The following is a 23283-nucleotide window of genomic DNA, read 5'->3' as shown; positions in this document are numbered from 1 at the left end:
GGTTTAGCCAAGCATTATCCGTACTCTTATTGGGGCGTTAGACGTCAGGATGACAGCTGTGAAGAAATGCGATCAATCTAGAGTGAGATCTAAAGCTACATGTCACTGTGGCGCAATTGTTGTTGAGTTTCCCGGTGTACCCGAGAAGGTCACCGAGTGCAATTGCTCTATTTGTAGAAGACTTGGTGCCCTATGGATTTACTGTGCTGTTGAAGATGTTTCGCTCTTCTATGCGCAAGGTGCAACATCAACGTATGCCTGGGGCGATAAAACACTTGAATTTCACCGTTGCAAGATTTGTGGTTGCGTTACCCATTGGTTGCCCTTGAATGAAAAATACCCGGCTATGGGTATCAACGCTCGGATGATTGATGGTCTGCACCCTACGGATGTCGAGATTGCGCATGAGGACTTTGGGGGAGCCGGATGTTTTTGGAGTTAAGTAGAGACCCGACTCGGCCAACGCCACACAAATAACTCAAAAGGAAGAATAACGCTTGGCTTTTGCCCATTATTTGCTAATTTTAGCCTAGCTTAAACCGCCAAATAACCGGGCGTTACATTTCGGGAGATATATGGCATTCGGTCTATACATCAAGGATGAGAGGGCATCGATTGAACACTGGAAAGAAGGTATGTTCGATCTTATTTCTCAAGATGAAAGATTCCCACAGCTAAATCTAATCTTCGAAAAAATACTAGAGTGACCCCCGCATTGAATCTGAGCAGTCTAATGATTTAGTTCATGAGTTAATTGTTCTTAGGGCAGAAATTGTATCAAACAATGATTACAAACATATTGTTTTACTTATCGATAGATTGCTTCATTTTTAAGTAAGGCATATAAAACAGGTCAGTCAGTTAAGTGCGCAAGTGATTGAGTTAAAAGAAATTAAATGAGTGCGTCATGGCGCTGCTTCATGGCTGGAATAGCTTAAACTGAGTTTGTTCTTGACTAGGTTAATATGCGCCATAATCAGGCATGTTTTTCAAGGGATTAGAGCATGGAATACGCATCTGGGTTAATTAAACTAAAACCTGAAACTGAGGGGAAAGTTGAAGAGTGGAAAAGCGCGATCTCTTCTCGCCTGGATGAAGCTGCGGCAACGTTGCAAGATGAAGACGTTCAGATAGAGTCTTGGTTTAAAGTTGAAATCGAGGGTAGCAAATACCTCTTATGGTATTTGCGCGCCAACTCAATTAAGCGTGTGTTCGAGGTTTCAATGAAGTTTAAGCACCCGATTGACAAGTTTCATTATGAACTAATGGCCGAAATTACGGCGGAAAACGGTAATATCCAGGCATAGCCTTTAATAGATATTCCTAGGACAAAAACATGACAATGAAGATCTTGCTGGTCTGGCCGGGCTGAATGTTTTTCGGGAAGGTAACTCCTATTGCGTAGAGGCACTGAATAACCCTGAACCTATAGACGGGTCAAATGAAATTAATATAGCGCTTAAATTTTTTCAGCAACTGGTTATGGATCCCCTGAACACTACAGGGTGTAGCAAAAGATGGCAGTTGCGGTCGGCTCAATAAACCCATGAGGATGTAAATTGAACAACTATTTTGACAGTCCTTTCGAGGGCAAATCACTGAAAGAGCAAGTGACAAACCCGAATATCATAGTGGGTGATCACAGCTATTATTCCGGCTATTACCACAATCACAGCTTCGATGACTGTGCCCGCTACTTAATGCCTGACAGAGACGATGTCGATAAGTTAATCATCGGCAGCTATTGCTCAATTGGGTCCGGGGCCGTGTTTATGATGGCGGGTAACCAGGGGCACCAAAACTCTTGGGTCAGCACTTTTCCGTTTTTTTACCGGGATAATGAAAACTTCGCTGATGCAAAAGATGGCTTCGAGCGCTCGGGCGACACCGTCATAGGAAACGATGTCTGGATTGGCAGCGAAGCCATGATCATGAGTGGTGTCACAGTGGGAGATGGTGCCATCATTGCCAGTCGTGCAGTTGTGACAAAAGATGTCGAACCCTACTCGGTTGTGGGCTCAAATCCCGCCAGACATATACGTTCTCGTTTCGGTGAAGATGAGGTGGCTCAGCTGCTTGAGATGAAGTGGTGGCTGTGGAGTGATGAACAGGTTAAGAGAGCGATGGGCTTGATCTGTTCGTCGGATATTCAGGGGCTATATGACTACTGGAAAGGCTTGAGCCTCTCATAATCCATGCCGTTAGGGGCTGGGTAGCTTTTATTGATACAGGACCACAAGGAGAGGGGATGGAAATGGAAACAGAGGAAACAAAAATTGAAACAGAAACAGAGCGGTTACTGTTCAGGCGGTTCTCTTTAGATGATGTTGCCGGCTTCTACGGGCTGAACCTCGACCCTCTGGTGCTCAAGTTTACCGGCGATAAGCCGTTCAGCAGTCGCAGTGAAGTTGTTAGGTTTATTGAAGAATATGACCAATATGACAAGTATGGCTTCGGTCGCTGGTCTCTGTATCTGAAAAGTTCAGGTGAATATATTGGCTTTTGCGGGCTTAGACAGTCACCCGAAACCGGTGAGGTGGATATCGGTTTTCGCCTGATGCGAAGATTCTGGCACCGGGGATATGCGTTAGAGTCGGCAAAAGCGTCATTGGAATTAGCCTTTACCCGCTATGGTGTCGACACAGTGATAGCCCGAGCCATGAAAAATAACCTGGCGTCACAGCGGTTGATTCAAAAGCTGGGCATGCAGCTTGATTCAAGCTTTATCGAATCGGGTGAGGAGTGGCTTAAATATGAACTCAAACAAGAGCGTTGGTTGCTTAACAACCAAGAGGGTGAGGGTTAGCTTGCCGTAAGTGGCTCAGCTGCTATATCTACACGCGGCGGTAAAATTAACTCTCTTAAGTTACGTCTCTACTCTATCGCAGGCTCCGGCCCCTTTCGAACAAACCGCCGCCAGCAGATAAAATGCCGCCCCGAAGAGCATGACGGATGGGATGCCGCTATAGAGGGCGAGACCTGCCGCGGCAATGGAGGTGAGGACGGAGGCACAGCCGTTCATAGCCCAGGCGTAGGCCCGCTGCAGAGGGGTCGTAAGCAGGCTGCGCATCCCCAGAGCGAATGGTATCCCCATTAAAATGCCTGGTGGAATGAGTAAAAGCAGCGCAAATAGATAGCGGAGCAGCACAGGTAAGCCCAGCAGGAGGGTGAGCAGCGGCTCCATTAAGATTACAATACCAAGAAGCAACGGACAGAGGCCGACAAGAGAGTAGATAACCGCGTCTCTGCTCATTTTTTGAGACCACCACCCTCCGATGCCGGAAGCGAGCAGAATACCGGCCAGGACCAGGGTGAAACTTATCACCGGGCTGGAAAATATCAGGATATAAGCCTTGATAAAATAGATCTCCACGAACATGAACCCCGCCCCGATGGAGAAGAAATAGAGCTTCTGCGCCGTAGGGACTCTCTCTTTCCTCCTTCCGGAAAGGAGCCTGGGAAGCATCAAAAGCAGGGCTGCGACAGCCAGCGCCTCGACAAAGACTACCGCCACGACGACCTCGCCTGAAAGCAGCATTGAATAGGGTCTGCTTCCCATGCTGAGATATAGCTCTTCCAATCGATCCCACTTGATATAGCGACCGGGAAACGGCCGGTGGTCACTCTGAGGGGCCGTATCCAGCAGGTAATCATCGAAATAATCCTGCTCGCTTCCCTCACCGTAATGCCGAAGCAGTTGCCTGACGGCAAGGTAGTGATGGGGGAGCTCAAAAATATTGAAGCGATTGGCAGCAGACGGTGGCATATCCCGGATATAGACAAGGTCGAAATTCAGCCTTTCAGCAAGCGCTATCGCAGCCTCCCCATTTTGAATGGGATTTTTACTGATCAGCAGAGTAAAGATCCCCCAGTTTCTTAATAGCATCAGGTGCTGCTGTGGTTTTGTCACGCCTCTCTCTACCAGGGCTTGCATCGCAGTGGCAAAGAGGCGGAGGGAGTCGGAGGGGGGGAGAAGGAGCTTGCGCGAAATAATGATAACTCCATTATCAGAGAGATGGTTAAGGTATTCGTCGAAGGCCTGTGTGGTGAACAGGTACTCCTGGCTGAGCGCCGCAGATCCGGGCAGAGATGTTCCCCAACTCTCAAGATGGATGATGTCGTATTTCCTTTGCGACTGACTGAGAAATATGCGGGGATTTTCGGCCGTTGCAGACAGGTTGTAATGCTGGCCTATGGCCCGGGCTATTGCCTGGCTCTCATGAATCACTGTCAGCTCCGGTACCTTAGCTGACAGTGCGGTGGGTATGCTGCTTCCTCCGCCTTTGAGGATAAGCAGTGCACTTTGGGGTTGAGCGACAAGCTGATAGCCTAGCGCCGGCAAGGTGAAGCCTGCAAAGGTGAACCCCTCAGCGTTGCCCCTCTCTCCATAGAGCACCAGCTGCTCGTCTCCGTCCCGGAAAATCGATTTCTGCACGGGCTGTCCACCGCTGTATTTGAGACTCAATCCCGGTGCGTAACGGATATAGGGGCTGGTGACGGTATCTACTCTGCCGGTGATGCTGCTTACCGACCCGGTGACAGTAGAGTGGGGAAACTGCAGCAGCTGGCTTATCGATTTATAGGGTGAAGGGGCGACGGTCACCTGTTCTGTGCCCCATGGGGTAAGAAGCAGAGCGGAAGTTAGCACTATAGTGCTGACACTTAGCAACGGGATAAGCCCTCTTGCGGGGCTAAAGTCGGTGCGACTGCCTTTTCTGCGCTTTATACAAGCGGCTGCAGATAGATAACACAAGGGGACTAATGCAAGGGTGACGACGAGTTTTCCCTCTGTAATAAAAGGCAGTAACAGGGAGGGAATAACGGTTCCCACCGCCGATCCTGTCATGCTGGCAAAGTAGATGATGCCGGTCTTTTCCGGCCGCTGCAGATAGGCTGCCAGTACAATAAAACCTGTGAAGAAAAATGGAATAGCCAGCAGGGTATAGCTGATAAAGAGATATAGGGCCTGAGTAGGCTCCAGTGAAAGCCTGAAGTAGTCGAGGGGAAGTTTGGTTAAAATGATGAAGGCCAGCAGTGTAGAGCAGCTATAGAGGAGCACCAAAGTCGATGTCGCTTCCTCTGCGGCCAGCCGTCTTCTCCACTCTCTCTGTTTTGAGTCGAGAATGCTCAGCAGTGTGCCGCTGGCGGCAAAGCCGAAAAGCGCGATGCTTATCACCATAAAGGAGAGATGATTCCACTGGCTGATCGAGAAGGCCCTTGCCAGCAGTACCTCGAAGGCAAGAGAGGAGAGGGATACCAGGAAGACGGCCGCAAGAACCATTATCTCTCCCCGCTGTCCTTCATTGCATGTCCGGTCATGGGAACGAAGAGTACGCCGGAGATCTGCCAAACCCTATAATCGTCTCCCTTCCTGGTGACAAGCACCAGGTTTTGATAACTGAAAGGGTTGCCCAGGGGAAGCACCAGTCGTCCACCGTCTTTGAGTTGCGCTAAGAGGGGAGGAGGGACATGATCTACGGCGGCGGTGATCATAATTGCATCGAAGGGAGCCTGTTTCTCCCAGCCGAAGTAGCCGTCACCGCAGCGGGTCTCAATATTGGTATAACCCAGCGAGTCCAGAAGTCTGCCGGAACTACTGCAGAGCTTCTCCTTGATCTCTATGCTGAAGACCTCTTTGGCGACCCTGGAAAGCACCGCCGCCTGATATCCGGAGCCGGTACCAATCTCGAGCACGATTTCACTGCCGGTGAGTTCCAGTAACTCTGTCATCAGGGCGACAATGTAGGGCTGTGAAATGGTCTGTCCTTCACCGATCGGCAGGGGAGAGTCTGTATATGCTCTGAAAGTCAGCAGGCCCGGTACGAAGAGGTGTCTGGGGACCTCTCTCATTGCCGTCAGCACTCTCTTGTCTTTAATGCCACGCATGCTGATCTGCTCTTGCACCATATTCTCTCTGGCACGCAGATATCTGTCGGCATCCTCAGCGGCTGATGCCGTAAGGCTCTGCTGCCCGAATATGAAAAGGGTAATAAACATAAATACTAGTTTACCCATAGCGCGCTCCCCCGCAGGGTTTTGGTATAACCCAATCAATATTGAGTATAGGAAGAATAGAGGTTTATTAGAAAGGTTGACTGGTTGTTACTCTGTTAAGGCTCAAGTCCGAAGCAGGTGCATTATTCGTCAATAGCGGACCAGCGTCACCTGGGCTCGAGACGTTAGGTTTTGTTACATATACATAAAGGTTTACTACGTATTTCCGTGTTAGCTTTGATAGGTTTTCAAATCATAGGGAATTGAGTGATGAATAATTTACAGAAGATGGGGGGAGTTGCAGCACTTTTTGAGGCTGTCATCTATATATCGGCTTTTGTGTTTTTTGGCGCTATATGGGAATACCCTGCAAATGTTAATGCAGTACAGGAGTTTACTTTTCTCTCCGACAACCAATTAACCCTATCCCTGCTCAATTTGGCTATGTATGTTCTTTTCGGGATATTTCTGGCAGTGCTGGTCTTGGCGCTTTATCAGCGCGTTAAAGATAGAGCTCCGACTCTTGCACAGTTAGCTTCGCTTTTTGGCATAGTTTGGGTTGGTTTAGTCATAGCCAGCGGAATGATCGCAAATATCGGTTTAGAAGCGGCGATTGAGATCTCTGCGAAGGATCCCGAACAGGCTATGACGCTCCTGTTGATTATTAACACCATAGTCGAGGCCCTGGGCGGCGGGAATGAAATTGTTGGCGGGCTCTGGGTACTTCTGTTGAGTGTTGCGGCCTTAAGAGCGAATGAACTCCCTAAGATACTTAATTACCTTGGGATGTTTATCGGCTTGGTCGGTATCCTTACTCTCTATCCCGCCGAGATACTGACAGAGGTTTTTGGTTTAGGTCAGATCTTGTGGTTCGCTTGGCTGGGAAAGGTTTTGTTAGTCGATTCTGCGCAATTCTCGGGGGCCAGAGATGTTGAGGGGATCCGGTAGATGCCTGTCTGAATTTGAGTATTGAGCTGGCTATTATTTGATCGGCACAATTGAGAAAGTAGAGGAAAGGAGATGGGACCATGCCATCAATAAAGTTTATATCGAGTATCTTGCCCCTGCTGATGTGCCTCGTACTATCGGGATGTTCCCATAGTATTCACGAAGTCAATTCAGAGAATAAATTTACAGCGTCTAAGGTTATGACACTGGTTCAGGTATTAAAAGATAACGAAGCGGGCGTCGATGGGCTGGATAATCCCAGGTCTGTAAGAGTCTCTCCCGATGGCACGCATGTCGCCGTTGTCAGCGGTGACGATAATTCATTGGCAATTTTTGATATTTCCGATGATTTTAACCTGAGTTTTAACCGGGTATTTAAAAATAATACCCCAGGCATTACCGGTCTGGAGGGAGCATCACAGGTCGCCTTTCTCCCCGACGGGAACAGCTTATTTGTTGCCAGCTTCTATGATAGTGCGCTGGTGGTCTTAGACCGGGATGAAGCTAATCGATATAACTTCAGGCGCAGTGTGAGTGACGGCTTGAGTGTTGAGCGAATTTTTAACAGTGCCGAGCCTGTTGGGGCCTTAGATACTATTGGGTTATTGGGGGCCTGGGATCTCGTCGTATCTGATGATGGCCAGCAGATATATGTTACAGGTTATAAGAGTAATGGGCTCTCCGTATTTGATGTGCCAGAGCTTGACGTAGCTAACCCTGATGTTTCAGGGCTCGATGCTTCAAATAGCGACAGTTCGGCTGACAGGCCGGTACCGAGTCTGGTCAAGGGAGATGAGGTTGGGTTAGGCGGCGCCGTTGGTCTGGCTTTGTCGGCGGATAACTCATTGCTTGCTGTTACAGGTTTCGATGAGCATATGTTGACACTGTATAACCGCACACCGGATGGTGAGCTGAGGTTAAGTCAGACCTTAATAGGAGGGGAGAGCGGGATCCATCACCTGATTAATCCTCAAGTCGTCAGATTTTCGCCGGACGGAGATCACATCTATGTCGCCTGTGCGGGGAGTAATGCCGTCGTTATATTTAATCGAATAGAGACGGAGGCCGGGGATAGAGAATACACCCTGTTCCAGACTATCATTGATGAGGATGTCGACGGAGGCTTGAAAGGGGTTGGCAGTTTAGCCGTAAGCGCAGATGGAAATAAGCTCTTTGTTGCCGCTGAGGCCGACAGCGGTGTACTGGTTTTTAAAAAAGAAGATGATGGCCGCTTACTTCTGGAATCGAAACTCATAAATAGTGAAGCCGACGGCGCTCCAACCGATATGACAGCCGCAGGGAGGAATGGTTTGGAGGGAGTATCCTCGCTCTATCTTTCGAAAGATGACAGCTACCTGCTGGTGACATCGGCAAAGCATGATTCATTGTCGGTGCTTAAGCTACACCATGATCGGAGGGATTAGCGGTCGGTAGATGGGGGAAGGTGTCAACCTTCCTCCTTCTCTCTTGTGTTAGCCCTTTTTCTGGTATCCATATCGTTTAATCTTCTGGTACAGGGAGGAGAGACTGATCCCTAAGCGTTTGGCTGCTTCATGCTTATTTCCGTCGAGTAGTTTTAGCGCCCTGAGTATTTGCTCCTTTTCGACCTCCTCCATGGGGCTGATGGTTGAATTTGTGGACGAAACGGTGTCCGCTATCTCCAGGCCTCTGGGGAGATCCTCAAGCTTGATCCGCTTTCTTTGACACATGACTACCGCATGTTCTATGGTATTTTCCAACTGCCTGACATTGCCGGGCCAGCCAAATTGAGTCAATCGCTGGATGACCTCAGGATAAAAACCAATAACCTCCTTGCCGATCTTGTTTGATGTGCGTTCAAGGAAGTGGCGTGCTAAGACTAAAATGTCTTCGGCTCGCTCCCTAAGCGGTGGCACCACAAGCTCGAATACACAGAGGCGATAATAGAGATCTTCCCTGAAATTACCCTCTTTAACCTCTTTAGCAAGGTTTCGGTTGGTTGCGGCCACGATTCTGACATCCACCTTTCGGGGAGTATTCTCTCCGACTCTTCTGATCTCCCTCTCCTGTAGCACACGCAGTAGTTTTGCCTGCATACCGGCAGACAGCTCACCTATCTCGTCCAGAAACAGGGTTCCGCCATTTGCGGCTTCAAATAGGCCAATTCTCTCCTTGTTCGCGCCGGTAAATGCCCCTTTGGCATGACCGAAAAACTCACTTTCAAGCAGGGTTTCAGTTACTGCGCTGCAGTTTATTGCTACAAATGATCTCAGTGCCCGCGCCGATTCACCGTGGATTAATCTGGCAATTTTTTCTTTACCGGCGCCGCTTTCACCGGAAATAATAACAGCCGACTCAACCTTAGCGATGCGTCTGGCAAAGTCCAGAGTCTTGCTCATTGTCTTACTTCTGGCAACAATACCGCCGGCACTCTCACTCTCAGCAAATCTTGTACGTAAGTTTATTTTCTTTTCGACACTGGTTAGCTTGGTTGTGACCTCGTGAAGGACTTTATCTATGGTGTCTGCCTGGAAATAGGGTAGATAGGGCTCAATCTGCTCACCCCACTCATCTTTGGTCCGTGCCCGGGCATGACACAATGCGTCTCCCTTGGCATGGCACTGATGTTCGATACAGTAGATCTCTTCACCCAGCATGCGGGAGCAGTAACCGCTGACATAGCCGGTTAAGGTCCAGCAAACTGGCTCATGGGCCATACCAAGGTGCAAAGTATGCTGCTCTGCCTCGTAGGAGTCTTCCCAAAAAATGTCAGCGTTAAACTTGGGCTCAAAGGTCCAATCGCATTTGGCGATATTCACAAGTCCCTGCAGTTGATGCAGGCTGGGGCCAAAGTCAGGATCTTTGAGTAGATCGCTATATTCCCTGTCAAGACTATCTGCAGTGCTCCATCCATGGGCATATCCCATTCTGGTTAAAATATTGCGTGCAGCGAAACTCCCTATATTTTCTATGAGCTCTTTGCGTAACAGCCCCATGGCTATGGCGTCCAATATCAGGGCTCTGTGTCCCATGAACTGCATGTTGCCTCCTTTGGGATTAAAGGAGAAAACGTGTTCTAAATTCAACTCCGAAGCTTTCATTATTAACGCCTTATTTAGCGACCACTTAGTACCTGGGAAGATGTGTAAATCTTACTTAATAGTGACGATTTAAACTTGGATCGATTTCTAAAAAATGGAATTGAGTTTACAAAAAATAGAATTCAGAAAATACCTCCCAATATTAGAACTTGATAAAAAAACACAATATCAGTTAGTTAACACTAAGATACCCAGTTATGGGTAGTTGGCATATAACCTGCTTTATGGCAAACGATGAGTATTTTCATCAACCAATACATTTAAAGGTATTAGCCAAAGCGAGATATCAATGAAGAAAACGCGAAAGTTTTTAAACCAAAAAGTATTAATAGCAGGCTCAATGGTTTTCATCTCCACGTTAACCCTGAGCAGCCCGCTCTATGCTTACAATTTTAAACAGACCCATAAGCAGCAGGGGGGGGAGTGTCGGTCTTGTCATGGGGACGATAAAAAAGAAATTATCCAAAATGAGAAGTGCCTGGCTTGTCATGATTCCTACTCCCAGTTGAGTAAAAAAACTGCTGACATGCACCACAATCCCCACATGAGTCCGCACTTTCTGGATGTTGAATGTACCTCATGCCATCAGGGACATGATGCCATTCAAAACTTCTGTCAGGACTGTCACGGTCCAATTTCAAGACACGAAACAAAGTAACAACTAACATCAAAAAGGAATCTAATCTGTGAAAAAATGTACTAGATTGATGACGTACACCGTTTTCATGCTTTTCTCTACTCTGTCTGCAGGCACATATGCTGCCGACAAGCTTATCAACACCGACATCGTCGTAGTGGGTGGCGGTTCAACGGGGCTTTCGGCGGCGTTAACTGCTGCCGAGGGAGGGGCAAATGTTGTCGTTCTTGAAAAAAATCCATATCTGGGAGGGTCTTCAAATTTCGCCGAGGGTCTGTTTGCCGTTGAGTCCGAGTATCAGCGTGCGACATCCTATGGGTTAACCAAGGATGAAGCATTTGAACATATTGTTGAGTTCAACCATTACAAGCTCAATGCGCCGTTGATCAGGGATTTTGTCAATAACTCTGCCGACAATATCGACTGGTTAAATAAACGGGGAGTGGATTTCAAGCTTATTCAAATCTCACCAACAGAGCCCAGAGTCTGGCATATCATCAAAGAAAAAGATCAGTTTGTTCATGGCGGTGTACTCATCTCTACACTGCAGCAAAAAGCGAAAAAACTGGGCGTGCGGTTTATGTTGCGTACACCGGCTAAGAGTCTGATCTATAAAGACCATAAAGTAACCGGTGTGGAGGCTGTAGATCATAAGGGCAATAAGATCACCCTAAATGCCAAGGCCGTTGTGATAGCCACGGGTGGTTTTGGCAACAGCAAGGAGAAAATTGCCAAGTGGACGGAATATAACCCGGAGACATTTTTACCCGCACTGCCGCTGAATAAGACCGGCGACGGCATACAGATGGCAAAAGATGTTGGCGCCGATACCGAAGGCGAGACTCTGATGCCATTCCTGGGAGCCAGAGGCAAAGGCATTATCCCGCTACAGGGGATCAATACCATGACATGGCAGCCAAATAATCTCTGGGTAAACAGCTCCGGCGAGCGTTTCACTAATGAGGCGGTAGCCTTCAGCTTTGCTCAGGCGGCTAATGCAGTGGGGCGGGAGTATGGCGATATGGCCTGGGCCATTTTCGATGATGCCAGCGTCGACCATGCTGCACTCAAGGGTGTCGATAATGGGGTCGGTGTCATTGTGCCTGTAACCACAAAGTTAACCGGGCTTAGAGATGAAATTAAAAACGCACTGGCTGTAAACAGCGACGGGTTTAAGACGGCGAGCTCTATCGAGGCACTTGCAACAGAGATAGGCGTGCCGGTCGATGCGCTAAAGAAGACTTATGACAACTACAACAGCTATGCTGAAAATCACTATGACCCTGAGTTTGTCAAAGAGCATAGATGGCTTACTCCGCTTAACCAAGGTCAACTCTACGCGGTCAAAATGATGCCATATCACTTTACCTCTATCGGTGGGCTTAGCGTGAATACGCAGATGGAGGTGTTGGGACACGATAACAAAGCCATTTCAGGGCTCTATGCCGGTGGCTGTGATGTCGGGGGCCTGTATGGCGATACCTATACCCTATGGGCTTCGGGCCATGCTTATGCCTTCGCCGTCTATTCCGGACGCATGGCCGGCGAGAGCGCACTGAAAGCACTTAAATAAACCGTCAAATCACATCATCAAGGGGGGGAGTTCCCCTCCCTTAAATATATTTTCCTGGAATAATAAAATGCATATCAATTTTGCTAAAAATATCAGTAATGTATTGCTTGTCTGTGTCGGGATCGGGGGAGCGTTAAGTGGAGACGCCTGTGCCACCGAAGGCGGTGGTGGCGCTTACCCTAATGGTGCAGAGGGCATCATGGCCGGCGCATTGCCGCCCCCGGGGTTTTATTATGTTAACTACTCGACTCATTATGATGCCGATGGCGCGCAACTGCCTGTGGATCTGAAACTCGATGCGACAGCTAACGTGTCCCGCTTTGTTTATATGACAGAACATAAGCTGTTCGGTGCCGATTACGGAACCTACATGGTTGTGCCACTGCTCCATGTCAGCGCAAAGCTCGATACCCATTCACCTGCCGGCATCATCAGCAGCACTGAGAGTGGTTTGGGTGACATTGCATTTTCGCCGCTTGTTCTCGCCTGGCATTCAAAAAACTGGCATGTTGCCACAGGCCTGGAGTTTGTCGTTCCAACCGGAGATTATGACAAGCACACGCTGGCCAATCTGGGTCGAAACTATTGGACAGTTGAGCCTGTTTTTGCAGCGACCTATATCACTGACTATGGCCTGGAGTTGTCGGGTAAGTTTATGTACGACTTCAACACCGAAAATAGCGATACCAACTACAGGTCCGGACAGGAGTTTCATGTCGATTACGCCATGGCGTATCACTCAGGCCCCTGGACATGGGGTATCGGTGGCTATGTTTACAAACAGATCACCTCAGATTCAGGGGCGGGTGTAATTGACCCGGACGGAAACAAGGGCCACGTGTTGGCCGTGGGGCCGAGCGTGAAATATGACCTTGCCGGTTTGAGCATAGAAGCCAAGTATCAGGAGGAGATGTGGGTTAAAAACAGACCTGAGGGCAATAAGTTGTGGCTTAAGATGAGTCTCGCTCTGTAAATCAGTTGTACTGCTACAGTTAGCGGGTCAATGGCACTATTTTACAGAATGTGGTGCCTGCTCATCTCTTTGGGTTGGCCTTGTATCGCCAGTAAAGCTGAGCTAACGGCAGATAGACAAAAGGAAGAGGCTCACACCTCCTCCTTTTTTATCTGTTACCTGTGCATTTCCAGCGGGAGTGTCCTGATGACAGCAACCCGCCAGTGCTTTGATCGAGCTTATACCAGCTTAAACTTTCCTACCAGCGCCGTGAGCTGCTCGTTAGCCGCAGCCAGGTTACGGGTACTCTCGGCAGCTTCTACACCATTTTGGGTTAGCTCCTGTACCGTTGCCTGAATCGTACACATGTTGCGGTTGATCTCTTCGGTGACCGAGCTCTGCTCTTCCGACGCGGTGGCTATCTGTGAGCTGAGATCGTTAATGACAACCACAGAGTCAGACATGATATCCAGGCTTTCGGTTACTCTTGAGGTCTTCTCTGCCGCCTCCTGACAACTGTTTTTAGTGCTCTCCATCACCTCTACGGCGCTGGTGGCATCTTGAGTCAGGCGCGATAGGATAACATCGATCTCCGCGGTGCTGTCCTGAGTTCTTGCCGCCAAGGTGCGTACCTCGTCAGCAACTACGGCAAAGCCGCGGCCCTGCTCTCCGGCCCGGGCGGCTTCGATTGCGGCATTAAGCGCCAGCAGGTTGGTCTGATCCGCGATGCCACCAATCACACCAAGCACAGATACGATCTGCTGAGTATTGGTATTCATGGTGTGGATGCGGGTAGATGCTTCATCGACTTCACTGACAAGGGCCATCACACTGTCTGAGGCATCGGAGACGATCTGCTTCGCTGCCATGGCTTCTTCGTTAGCACTTTGGGTGTTTGAAGCGGTTTCAACCGCGCTCTGGGCTACGGTGTCGGCGGTCGAACTCATCTCTGTGATAGCGGTAACCGCAAGCTCGGTCTCAGATGAGTGGGTGGTCAGGGCGACGCTGTTACGCTCAGATTGCGCGTTTAGATGCATTATATCATCGGTGATCTGAACCGTTGCCTGAGAGATCTCCAGCATCATAGATTGCAGGTAGCCGATGAAGTTGTTGACCGATTGGCTGATATCGCCCACCTCATCTTTGGAGTGAATATCCAGACGCGAGGTCAGGTCTGCCTCACCGGTTGATAGGGTATCGATTCTATCCTTGAGTATCACCAACTCTTTGATGATGCGGCTGACGACCCATACCGATGCCACCAGTGCAAAGATGAACAGCACGGCGGCAAAGATAATGCTCTCAATGACCTTCTCGGTAAAGATCTCTTCGGTTGCATTGGTCAGGCCTTCTTGGATCTCGGTGACATCGCTGAGGTATGCGCCCGTACCGATAATCCAGCCCCATTCCGGCAGGATGCGGCGCACATAGCCTATCTTCTGCTCCGTCTTGCCTGTCTGCGGGTTGTTAAACTCCATGCGTACAAACGCATCATCTTTACCCCTGAGGTTGGCTACAGATTGCCTGGTACTCTCAACCGTTTTGCCGACAAACTCCTGCTTTGGATGAGCAAGGATCTTTCCTTGATTATCCTGGATCCAGAAGTAACCATTCTTACCATACTTAGAGGCGGTAATATTCTTAAGCACCTGTTCGATCTTGTCTTGCTTTAGGGTGCTGACATATTCGCCGGTGGCTATGACCAGGTTCATGGGCTTGAAATAGAAGGAGACCGAGATCTTCTCTTCAACCTTGCCCGATGCAGGGTTAAGGAAATAGTAGCTGGTAAAACCAAACTCCTGGCGCTTCGCCGCGCTGACAATCTCCCGGGCAAAATGGTTGCCCTTCTTGTCGGTGGCATTATAGGCGCTGGTTCCCACTTTAGTTTTGTCGGCACCATTAGCCATATTATCTACGGTGTCTGCGTCATAGGCGAAGATATAACGGCCCTTATCCCAGCGGTATTCGTTGATAAAGGCATAGATGGCTGTTTCGGCTTCTTCATGTGAAGCACTGCTGTTATAGATATTTTTAATGGTGTCTGTGAAGGTTTTCAGTTCACCTTGCAAGGTCGATTTGATGTTCGAGACTTTAGATTGTTCGTACAGGCCGGATATCGAAAGGGTGATGCTGTCTACCTGGCCCTTGAGCTTATCGTTGACGAGCTCTTCGACCTTATCTGTGACATTTATCTCCTGCTCCTCGAGTACCGCAAGTTCGGTATTTATCAGGTTGGTGATAAAAAATGCACTGATGGCTATTAGTGCAACGCAAACCGTTGTTATGAGTTTTACCTTTATGGTCATTTTCATTGTGTCTTCTGCCCCCACAGTTTTGACTGGTGAAAATAAAAAAAGCAGTGGATTCTATCTGGCTGTTTCTGGTTGCACAATTGTCGGCTTCTGTATCTGTGATGTGTGAACTTGTTATTTCTATGCAGGCGAAGTGTAAAACCAGCTTTAATTACTAAAGCCTATTATTTTCTGGGTGTTAGTTGACGAACTTTGGAGTTGTTGGTGAGGATTTTCACATCCTGAACTGTAATTTTAAAGTATGTTTATCTCAGCTCTTGCTGAGAGAGTGAGCGATTAGTTCAAGCGCTTACTTTCATGAAATTTAAAAATTCGGTGCAGTGTCAGCCGATGGTTATACTCTCCGGCCTATCTATTTCAGCATTTGCTGAAGATCCCGTTTAACTTAAATTTGTGTTGTGTATCACGATGACGCCATGTACCGGGTGATATATTCCTGTTGATTAAAAAAACCACACTGCAAAAATCGTGGGCGGACCCCCTCACATACATTTTTTGTTTACAAACACTGCCGATTGCGAAAATTCATATGGAGATTCATCATGGAAATTATCACAGGCTCGATGCGCCTTGCTTTGATTGCTGCTGTTATTGCAGCCATTGTACCTGTTAAGGTCATGGCCACGGATATTCAGGCGGAGCAACATGAAGAGCTACCTGTAAATGGGCCCATACCATTTGCTGTCTTCGATAGAGATAACAGTGGTTTCATAACCGCCGAGGAGTTTGATGCTACCCGAAACGCACGAATGGCGATGAAAGCCAGTGAAAATCGTCCGATGCATGGAAAAGCATGCAGGTGTTCATTTACGCAGATAGATAAAGATGGTGATGGAAAACTTACGAAGGAAGAGCTTGAGAATGGCCAACATGTGAACATGCAAGCGCGCCGCGAGATGATGAGACAGGGCAAAGGCATGGGGCAGGGAATGGGAAGAGGTATGGGAATGGGCAAAAATATGCCCGCTTTTGCAGACTTTGATATCGACGGAGACGGAAGCATCGTCGAATCAGAGTTTACTGAGGCCAGGTCGCAACGCATGAAGCAGATGGGGCGGCAGGGGAGGCAGATGAAGAACATGAGCCACGCCCCCTCCTTTACTGATATCGATCTCGATGGCGATGGCAAAATTAATAGCGAAGAGTTTGCAGCCCACCAGTTACACAGGCATCAGCATATGAAGCCAAAGCTGTAGCGCCTCTTGGGTCGGGGGGGACTCCCCCCAACAGTACGGCCACTAACTTTGGCCGTTTAGCCAGATTTAGTGCCGGTGAACCCGGTTACTCATCAACACAGCTTTACTGTATCTATCAGCTGTCTGCCAGCTCTAATAACTGAGGCAGGAACTTTTTATCTCGTGAGGCGATCCGGGTTTGCTCCGAAAGGACCTGCTGCAGGATGTCATTGGTCGTCAAAGGGTTTGCCAGCACAACACGAAATACCACCGACTTCAGTTCGATATCTGAGCCATAGGCATTTTCAGGATTAATTCGGGTACGGGAGACGAAAGAGGTCCCCTGTTCACGTTGCCGCTTCTGTACAAACTTAGTTAATCCATCGAGCAGATGATTAAACTGCAACAACCTCTCTGTATCGCCGTTCGCTCTCGCCTCATGCATCGCCTTCTGTACCGCCTGCGGTACAAATCGGTAGGTCAGCAGACACAGCTCGGGTTCAGATACCAGTTCGAAGTTCTCCTGCTCCTTGATGAGCTGGGCAAAGTAACGGGCTTTTTCCAGGCTGTTATTGATCAGTATCTCATAGCCGTCGCGACCTATGATCTGTAAGCAGGCGTGGACTAACATCGCAATGCCGGGACGAGACCCCTCGAGGGTTTGGCTGCCTAAGTCCTTCGAGCCTTTACGCAGAATGTATTCGGCGTGATGCTTGATGGCATTGGCAAAGGTCGGATCTTTAAATATCACCATGCCGGCCCCCATGGGCACATACATCTGCTTATGGGCATCTATGGTTACCGAGTCGGCGCGCTCGATCCCTTTGAGCAGGTGACGGTATTTCTTAGAGAGCAGGGAGGCGCCGCCCCAGGCCGCATCGACATGGAAGTGACAGTTCAGCTCTTGGGCTAACGTGGCCAGCTTATCTAAGGGGTCTATGTTACCTGTCTCTGTGGTGCCGGCTACGCCTACAATCGCCATCACCTTTATCTTATCGCGTTCGAGTGCCTGGGCCGTGTTACGCATCTTATCCACATCTACCCGGTTGTCGGCGGATGTGGGGATCTGGATGATGTTTTCCCGGCCGATGCCGAGCAGGTCGGCCGTCTTACTCAAAGAGTAGTGGCCACGCTCTGAAACTAAAATGGCCAGATCATCGTATCCATAGTGGCGCAGCCCCTTCATCAATCCCTGAGTCGCAATCCCCTTAAAGTCGCCATCGGCTTTTAACAGTTGGTTACGTGCGGTCCATAGTGCCGTGATGTTGGCTACTGTTCCACCGGAACAGAATGCACCGAGAGAGACATTTGCACTGTGCATCCAGCTCTTATAGAAAGCGTCACTCTCATCATAGATGAGGTGGTGCATCATGCCTAAAACCTGACGTTCCAGCGGTGTGAATGCCTTAGAGGTTTCAATTTTTACCAGGTTTTGGTTCAGTCCCACCATCATCTTGGATAGTGGCAGTACAAAATAGGGCAGTGCCGAGGTCATATGACCGATAAAGCTGGGAGCGGAGGTATGCACAGAGTGCGCGACTAAGGTCTTCATCATCTCATCGGCGTAATCGGAGACGAACTTAGGCGCCATGGGGATCTGATGTTCCTGAAAATCGCGTTCTATCTCGGTTAACGGCTTTTCGACCGCCACGACGCTCTCTTGCAGGAATCCCATCAAGTTTTCAGAGATGTTTTGTTCAATGACGCTCAGGGTGGAACCCGGGGCTTCGGGGACAGTGAAAATACGTAGTAACGCCTCTTCGGAAGCTTGTGCTTGTCTTGCTGTCATCGGGGGTGTGTCTCTTACCTAGCGTGCTTGTTCTATAGACGTATCTATTGAATGCCGAATGCCAAAATGGGAGGTCACTTTACTTTATGATTTATAGCGCATCAAGGGGAAAAGTGAAATCCATTTCATCTTCTGCTGGAGGATGTAACTTATGTAGTGGTTTCCTCTATGTTGAGGAAACCACATGTTTAATTTTAATCTGACAAATTCATGGCATACAGGGCCGCAATATTTTGAGCCGTTGTGTAGAGGTTATGTTTGGCGCTGGCCAGCAGATCCTCTATAGGCATGGCTCTGGGCGTGACGGAGAAAATCGCCTTCATTCCATGCTCCAGCAGCACATTGGCATCATCACTGACGCAACCGGCGATGGCGATGACCGGAATGCCTTGCTTATTGGCGAGGCGGGTAACCCCCATAGGGGTCTTACCGTGCAGGGTTTGGCTGTCGAGTCGTCCTTCACCTGTTATCACTAAGTCGGCGCCCTGGAGTTTCTCATTCAGACTGACGGTCTGCATGACGATATCTATGCCGGGTCTGAGTGACGCATTAAGAAATGCCATCACACCTAGCCCCATACCGCCTGCAGCGCCGGCGCCAGGGCTGTGTCTTCTGTCACTTATACCCGACTGTGCTATCACATCGGCATATTGTGATAGTGCGTTATCCAGAGTGACTATCATTTCGGGTGTCGCCCCTTTTTGAGGCCCGAATACACTGGAGGCCCCCTTTTCTCCGCACAGCGGGTTATTGACATCGCAGGCGACCTTGAACTCACACTGTTCAATCAAAGGGTGGCGATCGGTGAGATCTATGCTGTGTAGCTGGCTGAGCGCGGCGCCGCCCACGTTTAATACCTTATTGTTACTGTCCAGAAGATGGATGCCCAGAGCCTGGGCCATTCCGGCGCCCCCATCGTTAGTGGCGCTGCCACCCAGGCCTATTATAATCCGTTGAATACCACGGTTGAGGGCATCGCAGATAAGCTCTCCGGTGCCATAGCTGGTGGTGAGTCGTGGATCTCTGTGTTCAAGGCCGACATGGTGCAGACCCGAGGCGGAGGCCATCTCTATGATGGCTGTTTTTTTATGAGACGAAACGTCATCTGAATTGTCATCACCCAGAATGCCATCTCCTAATATGCCATAGTGTGCTTTTACTCTGTTGCCGAGAGGGCCGGTGACCTCGAGTTCGATGATCTCGCCCTGTGTCGCATCGACCATAGATTGCACCGTTCCCTCACCGCCATCGGCAACGGGAACCTTAACGAATTCGGCGTCGGGCATAACTGACCTGAAGCCGCGTTCAATCTCAATGGCAACCTCCATCGCACTCAGGCTCTCTTTAAACGAATCGGGGGCGATAACTATTTTCATGGGCGTTCCTATCAAGAGCTTGTGGATCGATATCGAAAAGAAGGACTGTTATGTCAGTGGTTTCTGAATACCGGTATCGATATTCAGAAACCAGGTTTGGGGTTTAAAAATGCGTTACAGGAGTATTAAGCTTAGAATATACACTAATGTTATGGCCGTCAGCCCCTGAATGAGTGTTGCCATGGTTTGTGCCTTGTACGCCTGCTTCACACTCATGCGGCTGAACTGCGTCACAACCCAGAAGAAGCTGTCGTTGGCGTGAGATACCGTCATCGCGCCCGCGCCGATAGCCATCACTGTCAGTACTCGTCCCATATCGCTGGCAAGGCCGATGTCACCTAACATAGGTGCGACAAGCGCAGAGGTTGCAACCAGTGCAACGGTCGACGAGCCCTGAGCAGATTTCAGTGCCGCAGCCACGATAAATGGCATAAAGATACCTATGCCTAACGCCGACAACGAGGTGCCCAGGAAGGTACCGATATCCGTAGCCTTAAGGACAGCACCAAATGCACCACCGGCACCTGTGATCAACAGGATTGGTGCGGCAACGACAAGTCCCTGGCTGATACGCTCGCTGAACTCTTTGATTTTATCATTGCTCTTAAGCAGTGAAAGCGACAGTAACAGACCTATCATAAGGGCGTTAACAGGTTGACCCAGGAAAGCCAGCAACTCGAACAGTAAGCCATCACCTAACGGAGAGGTAGGGAAGTTAGCGATTGACCCCAGGCAGATTAAAAGAATTGGCACGAATATCGGGGCGAAGGCGCGCTTGGCACTGGGTAGTACACCGTAGGTGTCTTTCAGTTTCTCAAAGTCTTCGACGCTACTCTTGAGCTCCTCAGCTCCTTCACCATCAGGTTCTGTATTGGCGAATCGGTTTGCCCAGAGCGTTCCGGCCAGGGCCGCAGTGGCCGCGACAAAGATACCGACGAAGATAACCAGACCCAGATTAGATTCAAGTCCTAAGTTACCCGCGGCTGCAATGGGTCCGGGTGTCGGCGGCACAAATGTGTGGGTTGCGTATAGACCGGTTGCCAGTGCGACGCTCATGGAGACGCTCGATATCTGCATGCGGTTTGCCATCGACTGTTTAAGCGAGTTAAGAATGACAAAGCCTGAGTCGCAAAATACCGGGATAGAGACCAGGTAGCCGATGATAGACATGGTGAGTGTCGGGAATCGTTTTCCCAGCACCTTTATCACCACATCAGCCATGGTGATGGCGGCGCCGCTCTTTTCCAGTATGGTGCCGATGATCGTACCCAGTACGATAACCAGACCGATATAACCCAGGATGCCGCCGAAACCTGAGGTGATGGTTTTGGCTATGCTTGCGCTCGGCAGACCGTAGGCAAAGGCGGTCAAAAAGGATGCGAGGATTAAGGTGAGAAACGGATGTAGTTTGAATTTTGAAGTAGCGATGACAATGAAAAGAATCACTGCCAGCAATATGATGACTTGGCTCATAGGGTGTCCCTGTATTGGGTATTATTAGTTATGTTCTATTGGCCATGATGTAGAGGAAGCAGCGTATTAACTCAGGAGCAATACAGGCGCTTTTCCCTAAGGTATTTCAGGCTGACGCTATTATCCTGTGATATGTACAATCTGGCTTCGTGTCAGCTCACGGAATTTATCTTTTTATTCGGGAGGTTTTTGTGCTTATGCACAAAATATTGGTTTAGCCAGCTACTTTTGTGACCTGGGTTGGGCTTTTCTACAGTTGGTTGAATTCTGTTAACGAAATGTATAGCGCGGCGATGCAGAGGACTGTTCTGGCTATAGGTGATATAACACAGCAAGATACATGTTTGCGGCAGGGGAGGCATCTGATTGGGCGCAGTGGCGGAAGCATTAGTGGCAACTCAGTCCCGATAAGCTTGCTAACTCCGGTTTGCAGCCTGCCGTCGGTATTTAAACTGCCGGGCCTCAATGAGAGCCCGGCTAAGCAGTTACCGGTGAATCCTTAACCATGACTGATAAAGCCGGTCTCCTTATTGCCACCGGTTATCCCTTTGGCAACACGTTTCATCGCCGATGTGAGCTTGGTGAGCTGAGCCGAGGTGATGAGATAGGGGGGCATGATATAGATGAGGTTAGAAAAGGGCCTGATCCAAACACCCAGGTCGACAAATGCCTGCTGAAGCTCTGCTGTATTGACCGTCGAGTTCATTTCGATGACGCCGATAGCACCAAGCACCCGCACATCTTTGACCTCCTGATAATCGATGGCGTCCTTAAGCTCTATCTTCATCTGGCGCTCTATGTGTCTGACCTGCTCCTGCCAATCCCCTGTAGCCAGAAGATCCAGGCTGGCACAGGCGGCGGCGCAGGCCAGCGGATTACCCATAAAGGTAGGACCGTGCATAAACACGCCGGCAGGGGAGTCGCTGATCCCCTGTGCGACCTCATCACTACACATGGTCGCAGCCAGTGAGATATAGCCTCCGGTCAGGGCCTTACCCAAGCAGAGAATATCGGCTTCTACGTGCGCTTCACCGGTAGTGGCATGCTCGTAGGCGAACAGTTTCCCGGTGCGGCCAAAGCCGGTGGCAATTTCATCGAGAATGAGCAGGACATTGAACTCATCACAGAGTTTGCGCAGGCCGATAAGATACTCGGGGCTGTAGAAGCGCATGCCGCCCGCACCCTGAAGAATAGGTTCTATTATCACGGCGGCGATTTCATCGTGGTGATTGATGAGCTTGGCGCGCATCTCATCGAGATCATGAGTCAACAGCGGCTCGTCAAACCTGCTCTGGGGGGCCGAGACAAATTCATGTTGGGTAACGCTGTCACCAAACATAGTATGCATGCCGCCTTCGGGATCACAGACACTCATGGCGGCGAAGGTATCGCCGTGGTAGCCACACTTAACCGTGAGGATACGTTGCTTCTGACTCTGATTCCGCCCCTGCCAATACTGCAGCGCCATCTTAAGGGCGACCTCAACGGCGATAGAGCCCGAGTCGGCCAGGAAGACCTTTGTCAGGTTCGAACTGGTTATCCCGACCAGCTTCTTAGATAGCTCCACTGCGGGGCTGTGGGTGATCCCACCGAACATCACATGGCTCAGGATAGAGAGTTGATGCTGCATCGTATCGAGAATGGCAGGGTGACTGTATCCATGTACACAGGCCCACCATGAGCTGGTGCCGTCGACCAGAACCTTGCCGTCGTCAAGTGTGAGCTCACAGCCCTGAGCCGAGACGACGCCGAAAGTCGGCAGCGCTTGGGTCATCGAGGTATAGGGGTGCCAGATATGTTGTTTATCAAATTCAAAGTCGATAGATGCGGTTTCAGCGTGATTTTTTGATACGTTATTCTTGTTCATATTTTAACCGTTAGTAAACCTGTTTATCTGGTTGGCGTTGACAGATTACGACCTACGGGTATCCTAAGCAACATAAAAAGAGATATTGAGTAATAAGGGTAAGTTAA

General features: G+C 49.4%; 17 protein-coding genes. 9 read left to right on the top strand and 8 right to left on the bottom strand.

The window, feature by feature from the left end; genetic code table 11:
* Positions 1-1004 precede the first annotated feature (1004 nt).
* The 3 genes from Q1B47_RS05045 to Q1B47_RS05035 all read left to right on the top strand — a co-directional run bounded on the left by Q1B47_RS05045 (position 1005) and on the right by Q1B47_RS05035 (position 2806).
* Positions 1005-1307, top strand: a complete 303-nt coding sequence (locus Q1B47_RS05045) for a DUF6176 family protein (protein WP_299789569.1) — start codon at positions 1005-1007, stop codon at positions 1305-1307.
* Between the two features lie 252 nt (positions 1308-1559).
* A complete protein-coding gene (catB, locus tag Q1B47_RS05040) occupies positions 1560-2192 on the top strand; it encodes a type B chloramphenicol O-acetyltransferase (RefSeq protein WP_299789566.1) in 633 nt (210 codons plus the stop codon).
* Positions 2193-2248: 56 nt separating this feature from the next.
* The gene (locus Q1B47_RS05035) at positions 2249-2806 is read left to right on the top strand and encodes a GNAT family N-acetyltransferase (RefSeq protein WP_299789563.1); all 558 of its coding nucleotides are present in this window, start codon (positions 2249-2251) and stop codon (positions 2804-2806) included.
* A 60-nt stretch (positions 2807-2866) separates the two neighbouring features.
* On the opposite strand, the gene Q1B47_RS05030 is transcribed toward Q1B47_RS05035, so the two are convergent.
* Both Q1B47_RS05030 and Q1B47_RS05025 read right to left on the bottom strand, forming a co-directional pair.
* Positions 2867-5281 (bottom strand): hypothetical protein, encoded by a 2415-nt coding sequence (locus Q1B47_RS05030; protein WP_299789560.1) that lies wholly within the window; start codon positions 5279-5281, stop codon positions 2867-2869.
* Complete coding sequence (locus tag Q1B47_RS05025; RefSeq protein ID WP_299789557.1) at positions 5281-6015, bottom strand: protein-L-isoaspartate(D-aspartate) O-methyltransferase; 735 nt, start codon at positions 6013-6015, stop codon at positions 5281-5283. The genes Q1B47_RS05030 and Q1B47_RS05025 overlap by 1 nt, the downstream gene beginning before the upstream one ends.
* A gap of 249 nt (positions 6016-6264) precedes the next feature.
* Between Q1B47_RS05025 and Q1B47_RS05020 the strand changes: the two genes are divergently transcribed.
* Positions 6265-6942, top strand: coding sequence for a DUF4386 family protein (locus tag Q1B47_RS05020; RefSeq protein WP_299789554.1), 678 nt, complete (start codon positions 6265-6267; stop codon positions 6940-6942).
* An 80-nt stretch (positions 6943-7022) separates the two neighbouring features.
* The gene (locus Q1B47_RS05015; protein ID WP_299789551.1) at positions 7023-8366 is read left to right on the top strand and encodes a beta-propeller fold lactonase family protein; all 1344 of its coding nucleotides are present in this window, start codon (positions 7023-7025) and stop codon (positions 8364-8366) included.
* Between the two features lie 48 nt (positions 8367-8414).
* Here the strand turns inward: Q1B47_RS05015 and Q1B47_RS05010 are convergent, their stop codons facing one another.
* Entirely contained in the window at positions 8415-10022 is a 1608-nt protein-coding gene (locus Q1B47_RS05010; protein ID WP_299789548.1) for a sigma-54-dependent Fis family transcriptional regulator, read from the bottom strand.
* A gap of 340 nt (positions 10023-10362) precedes the next feature.
* On the opposite strand from Q1B47_RS05010, the gene Q1B47_RS05005 reads away from it, so the two are divergent.
* From Q1B47_RS05005 to Q1B47_RS04995, 3 genes are all read left to right on the top strand, one after another.
* Complete coding sequence (locus tag Q1B47_RS05005) at positions 10363-10680, top strand: cytochrome c3 family protein (RefSeq protein WP_299789545.1); 318 nt, start codon at positions 10363-10365, stop codon at positions 10678-10680.
* A gap of 49 nt (positions 10681-10729) precedes the next feature.
* Complete coding sequence (locus Q1B47_RS05000; protein ID WP_299789541.1) at positions 10730-12232, top strand: FAD-dependent oxidoreductase; 1503 nt, start codon at positions 10730-10732, stop codon at positions 12230-12232.
* Between the two features lie 67 nt (positions 12233-12299).
* On the top strand, positions 12300-13205 hold the full coding sequence (locus Q1B47_RS04995) for a transporter (RefSeq protein ID WP_299789538.1): 906 nt from the start codon (positions 12300-12302) through the stop codon (positions 13203-13205).
* A 218-nt stretch (positions 13206-13423) separates the two neighbouring features.
* Here Q1B47_RS04995 and Q1B47_RS04990 read toward each other — a convergent pair whose 3' ends face one another.
* Positions 13424-15496: a methyl-accepting chemotaxis protein gene (locus tag Q1B47_RS04990; protein ID WP_299789535.1), complete on the bottom strand. Its 2073-nt coding sequence runs from the start codon at positions 15494-15496 to the stop codon at positions 13424-13426.
* A 542-nt stretch (positions 15497-16038) separates the two neighbouring features.
* Here Q1B47_RS04990 and Q1B47_RS04985 point away from each other — a divergent pair.
* Positions 16039-16692, top strand: a complete 654-nt coding sequence (locus Q1B47_RS04985; RefSeq protein ID WP_299789532.1) for an EF-hand domain-containing protein — start codon at positions 16039-16041, stop codon at positions 16690-16692.
* A 115-nt stretch (positions 16693-16807) separates the two neighbouring features.
* Here Q1B47_RS04985 and panP read toward each other — a convergent pair whose 3' ends face one another.
* The 4 genes from panP to bioA all read right to left on the bottom strand — a co-directional run bounded on the left by panP (position 16808) and on the right by bioA (position 23176).
* Complete coding sequence (gene panP / locus Q1B47_RS04980; protein ID WP_299789529.1) at positions 16808-18460, bottom strand: pyridoxal-dependent aspartate 1-decarboxylase PanP; 1653 nt, start codon at positions 18458-18460, stop codon at positions 16808-16810.
* Positions 18461-18654: 194 nt separating this feature from the next.
* Positions 18655-19836, bottom strand: a complete 1182-nt coding sequence (locus tag Q1B47_RS04975; protein ID WP_299789526.1) for a glycerate kinase — start codon at positions 19834-19836, stop codon at positions 18655-18657.
* A 114-nt stretch (positions 19837-19950) separates the two neighbouring features.
* A complete protein-coding gene (locus Q1B47_RS04970; protein WP_299789524.1) occupies positions 19951-21309 on the bottom strand; it encodes a GntP family permease in 1359 nt (452 codons plus the stop codon).
* A 499-nt stretch (positions 21310-21808) separates the two neighbouring features.
* Positions 21809-23176, bottom strand: coding sequence for an adenosylmethionine--8-amino-7-oxononanoate transaminase (gene bioA / locus Q1B47_RS04965; protein WP_299789521.1), 1368 nt, complete (start codon positions 23174-23176; stop codon positions 21809-21811).
* Between the last annotated feature and the right edge of the window lie 107 nt (positions 23177-23283).

The organism is uncultured Shewanella sp. (assembly GCF_947501225.1).
GTDB lineage: Bacteria > Pseudomonadota > Gammaproteobacteria > Enterobacterales > Shewanellaceae > Shewanella.
Note: the sequence above shows the minus strand (reverse complement) of the source record. Positions and strands in the feature narration are given on the sequence as shown.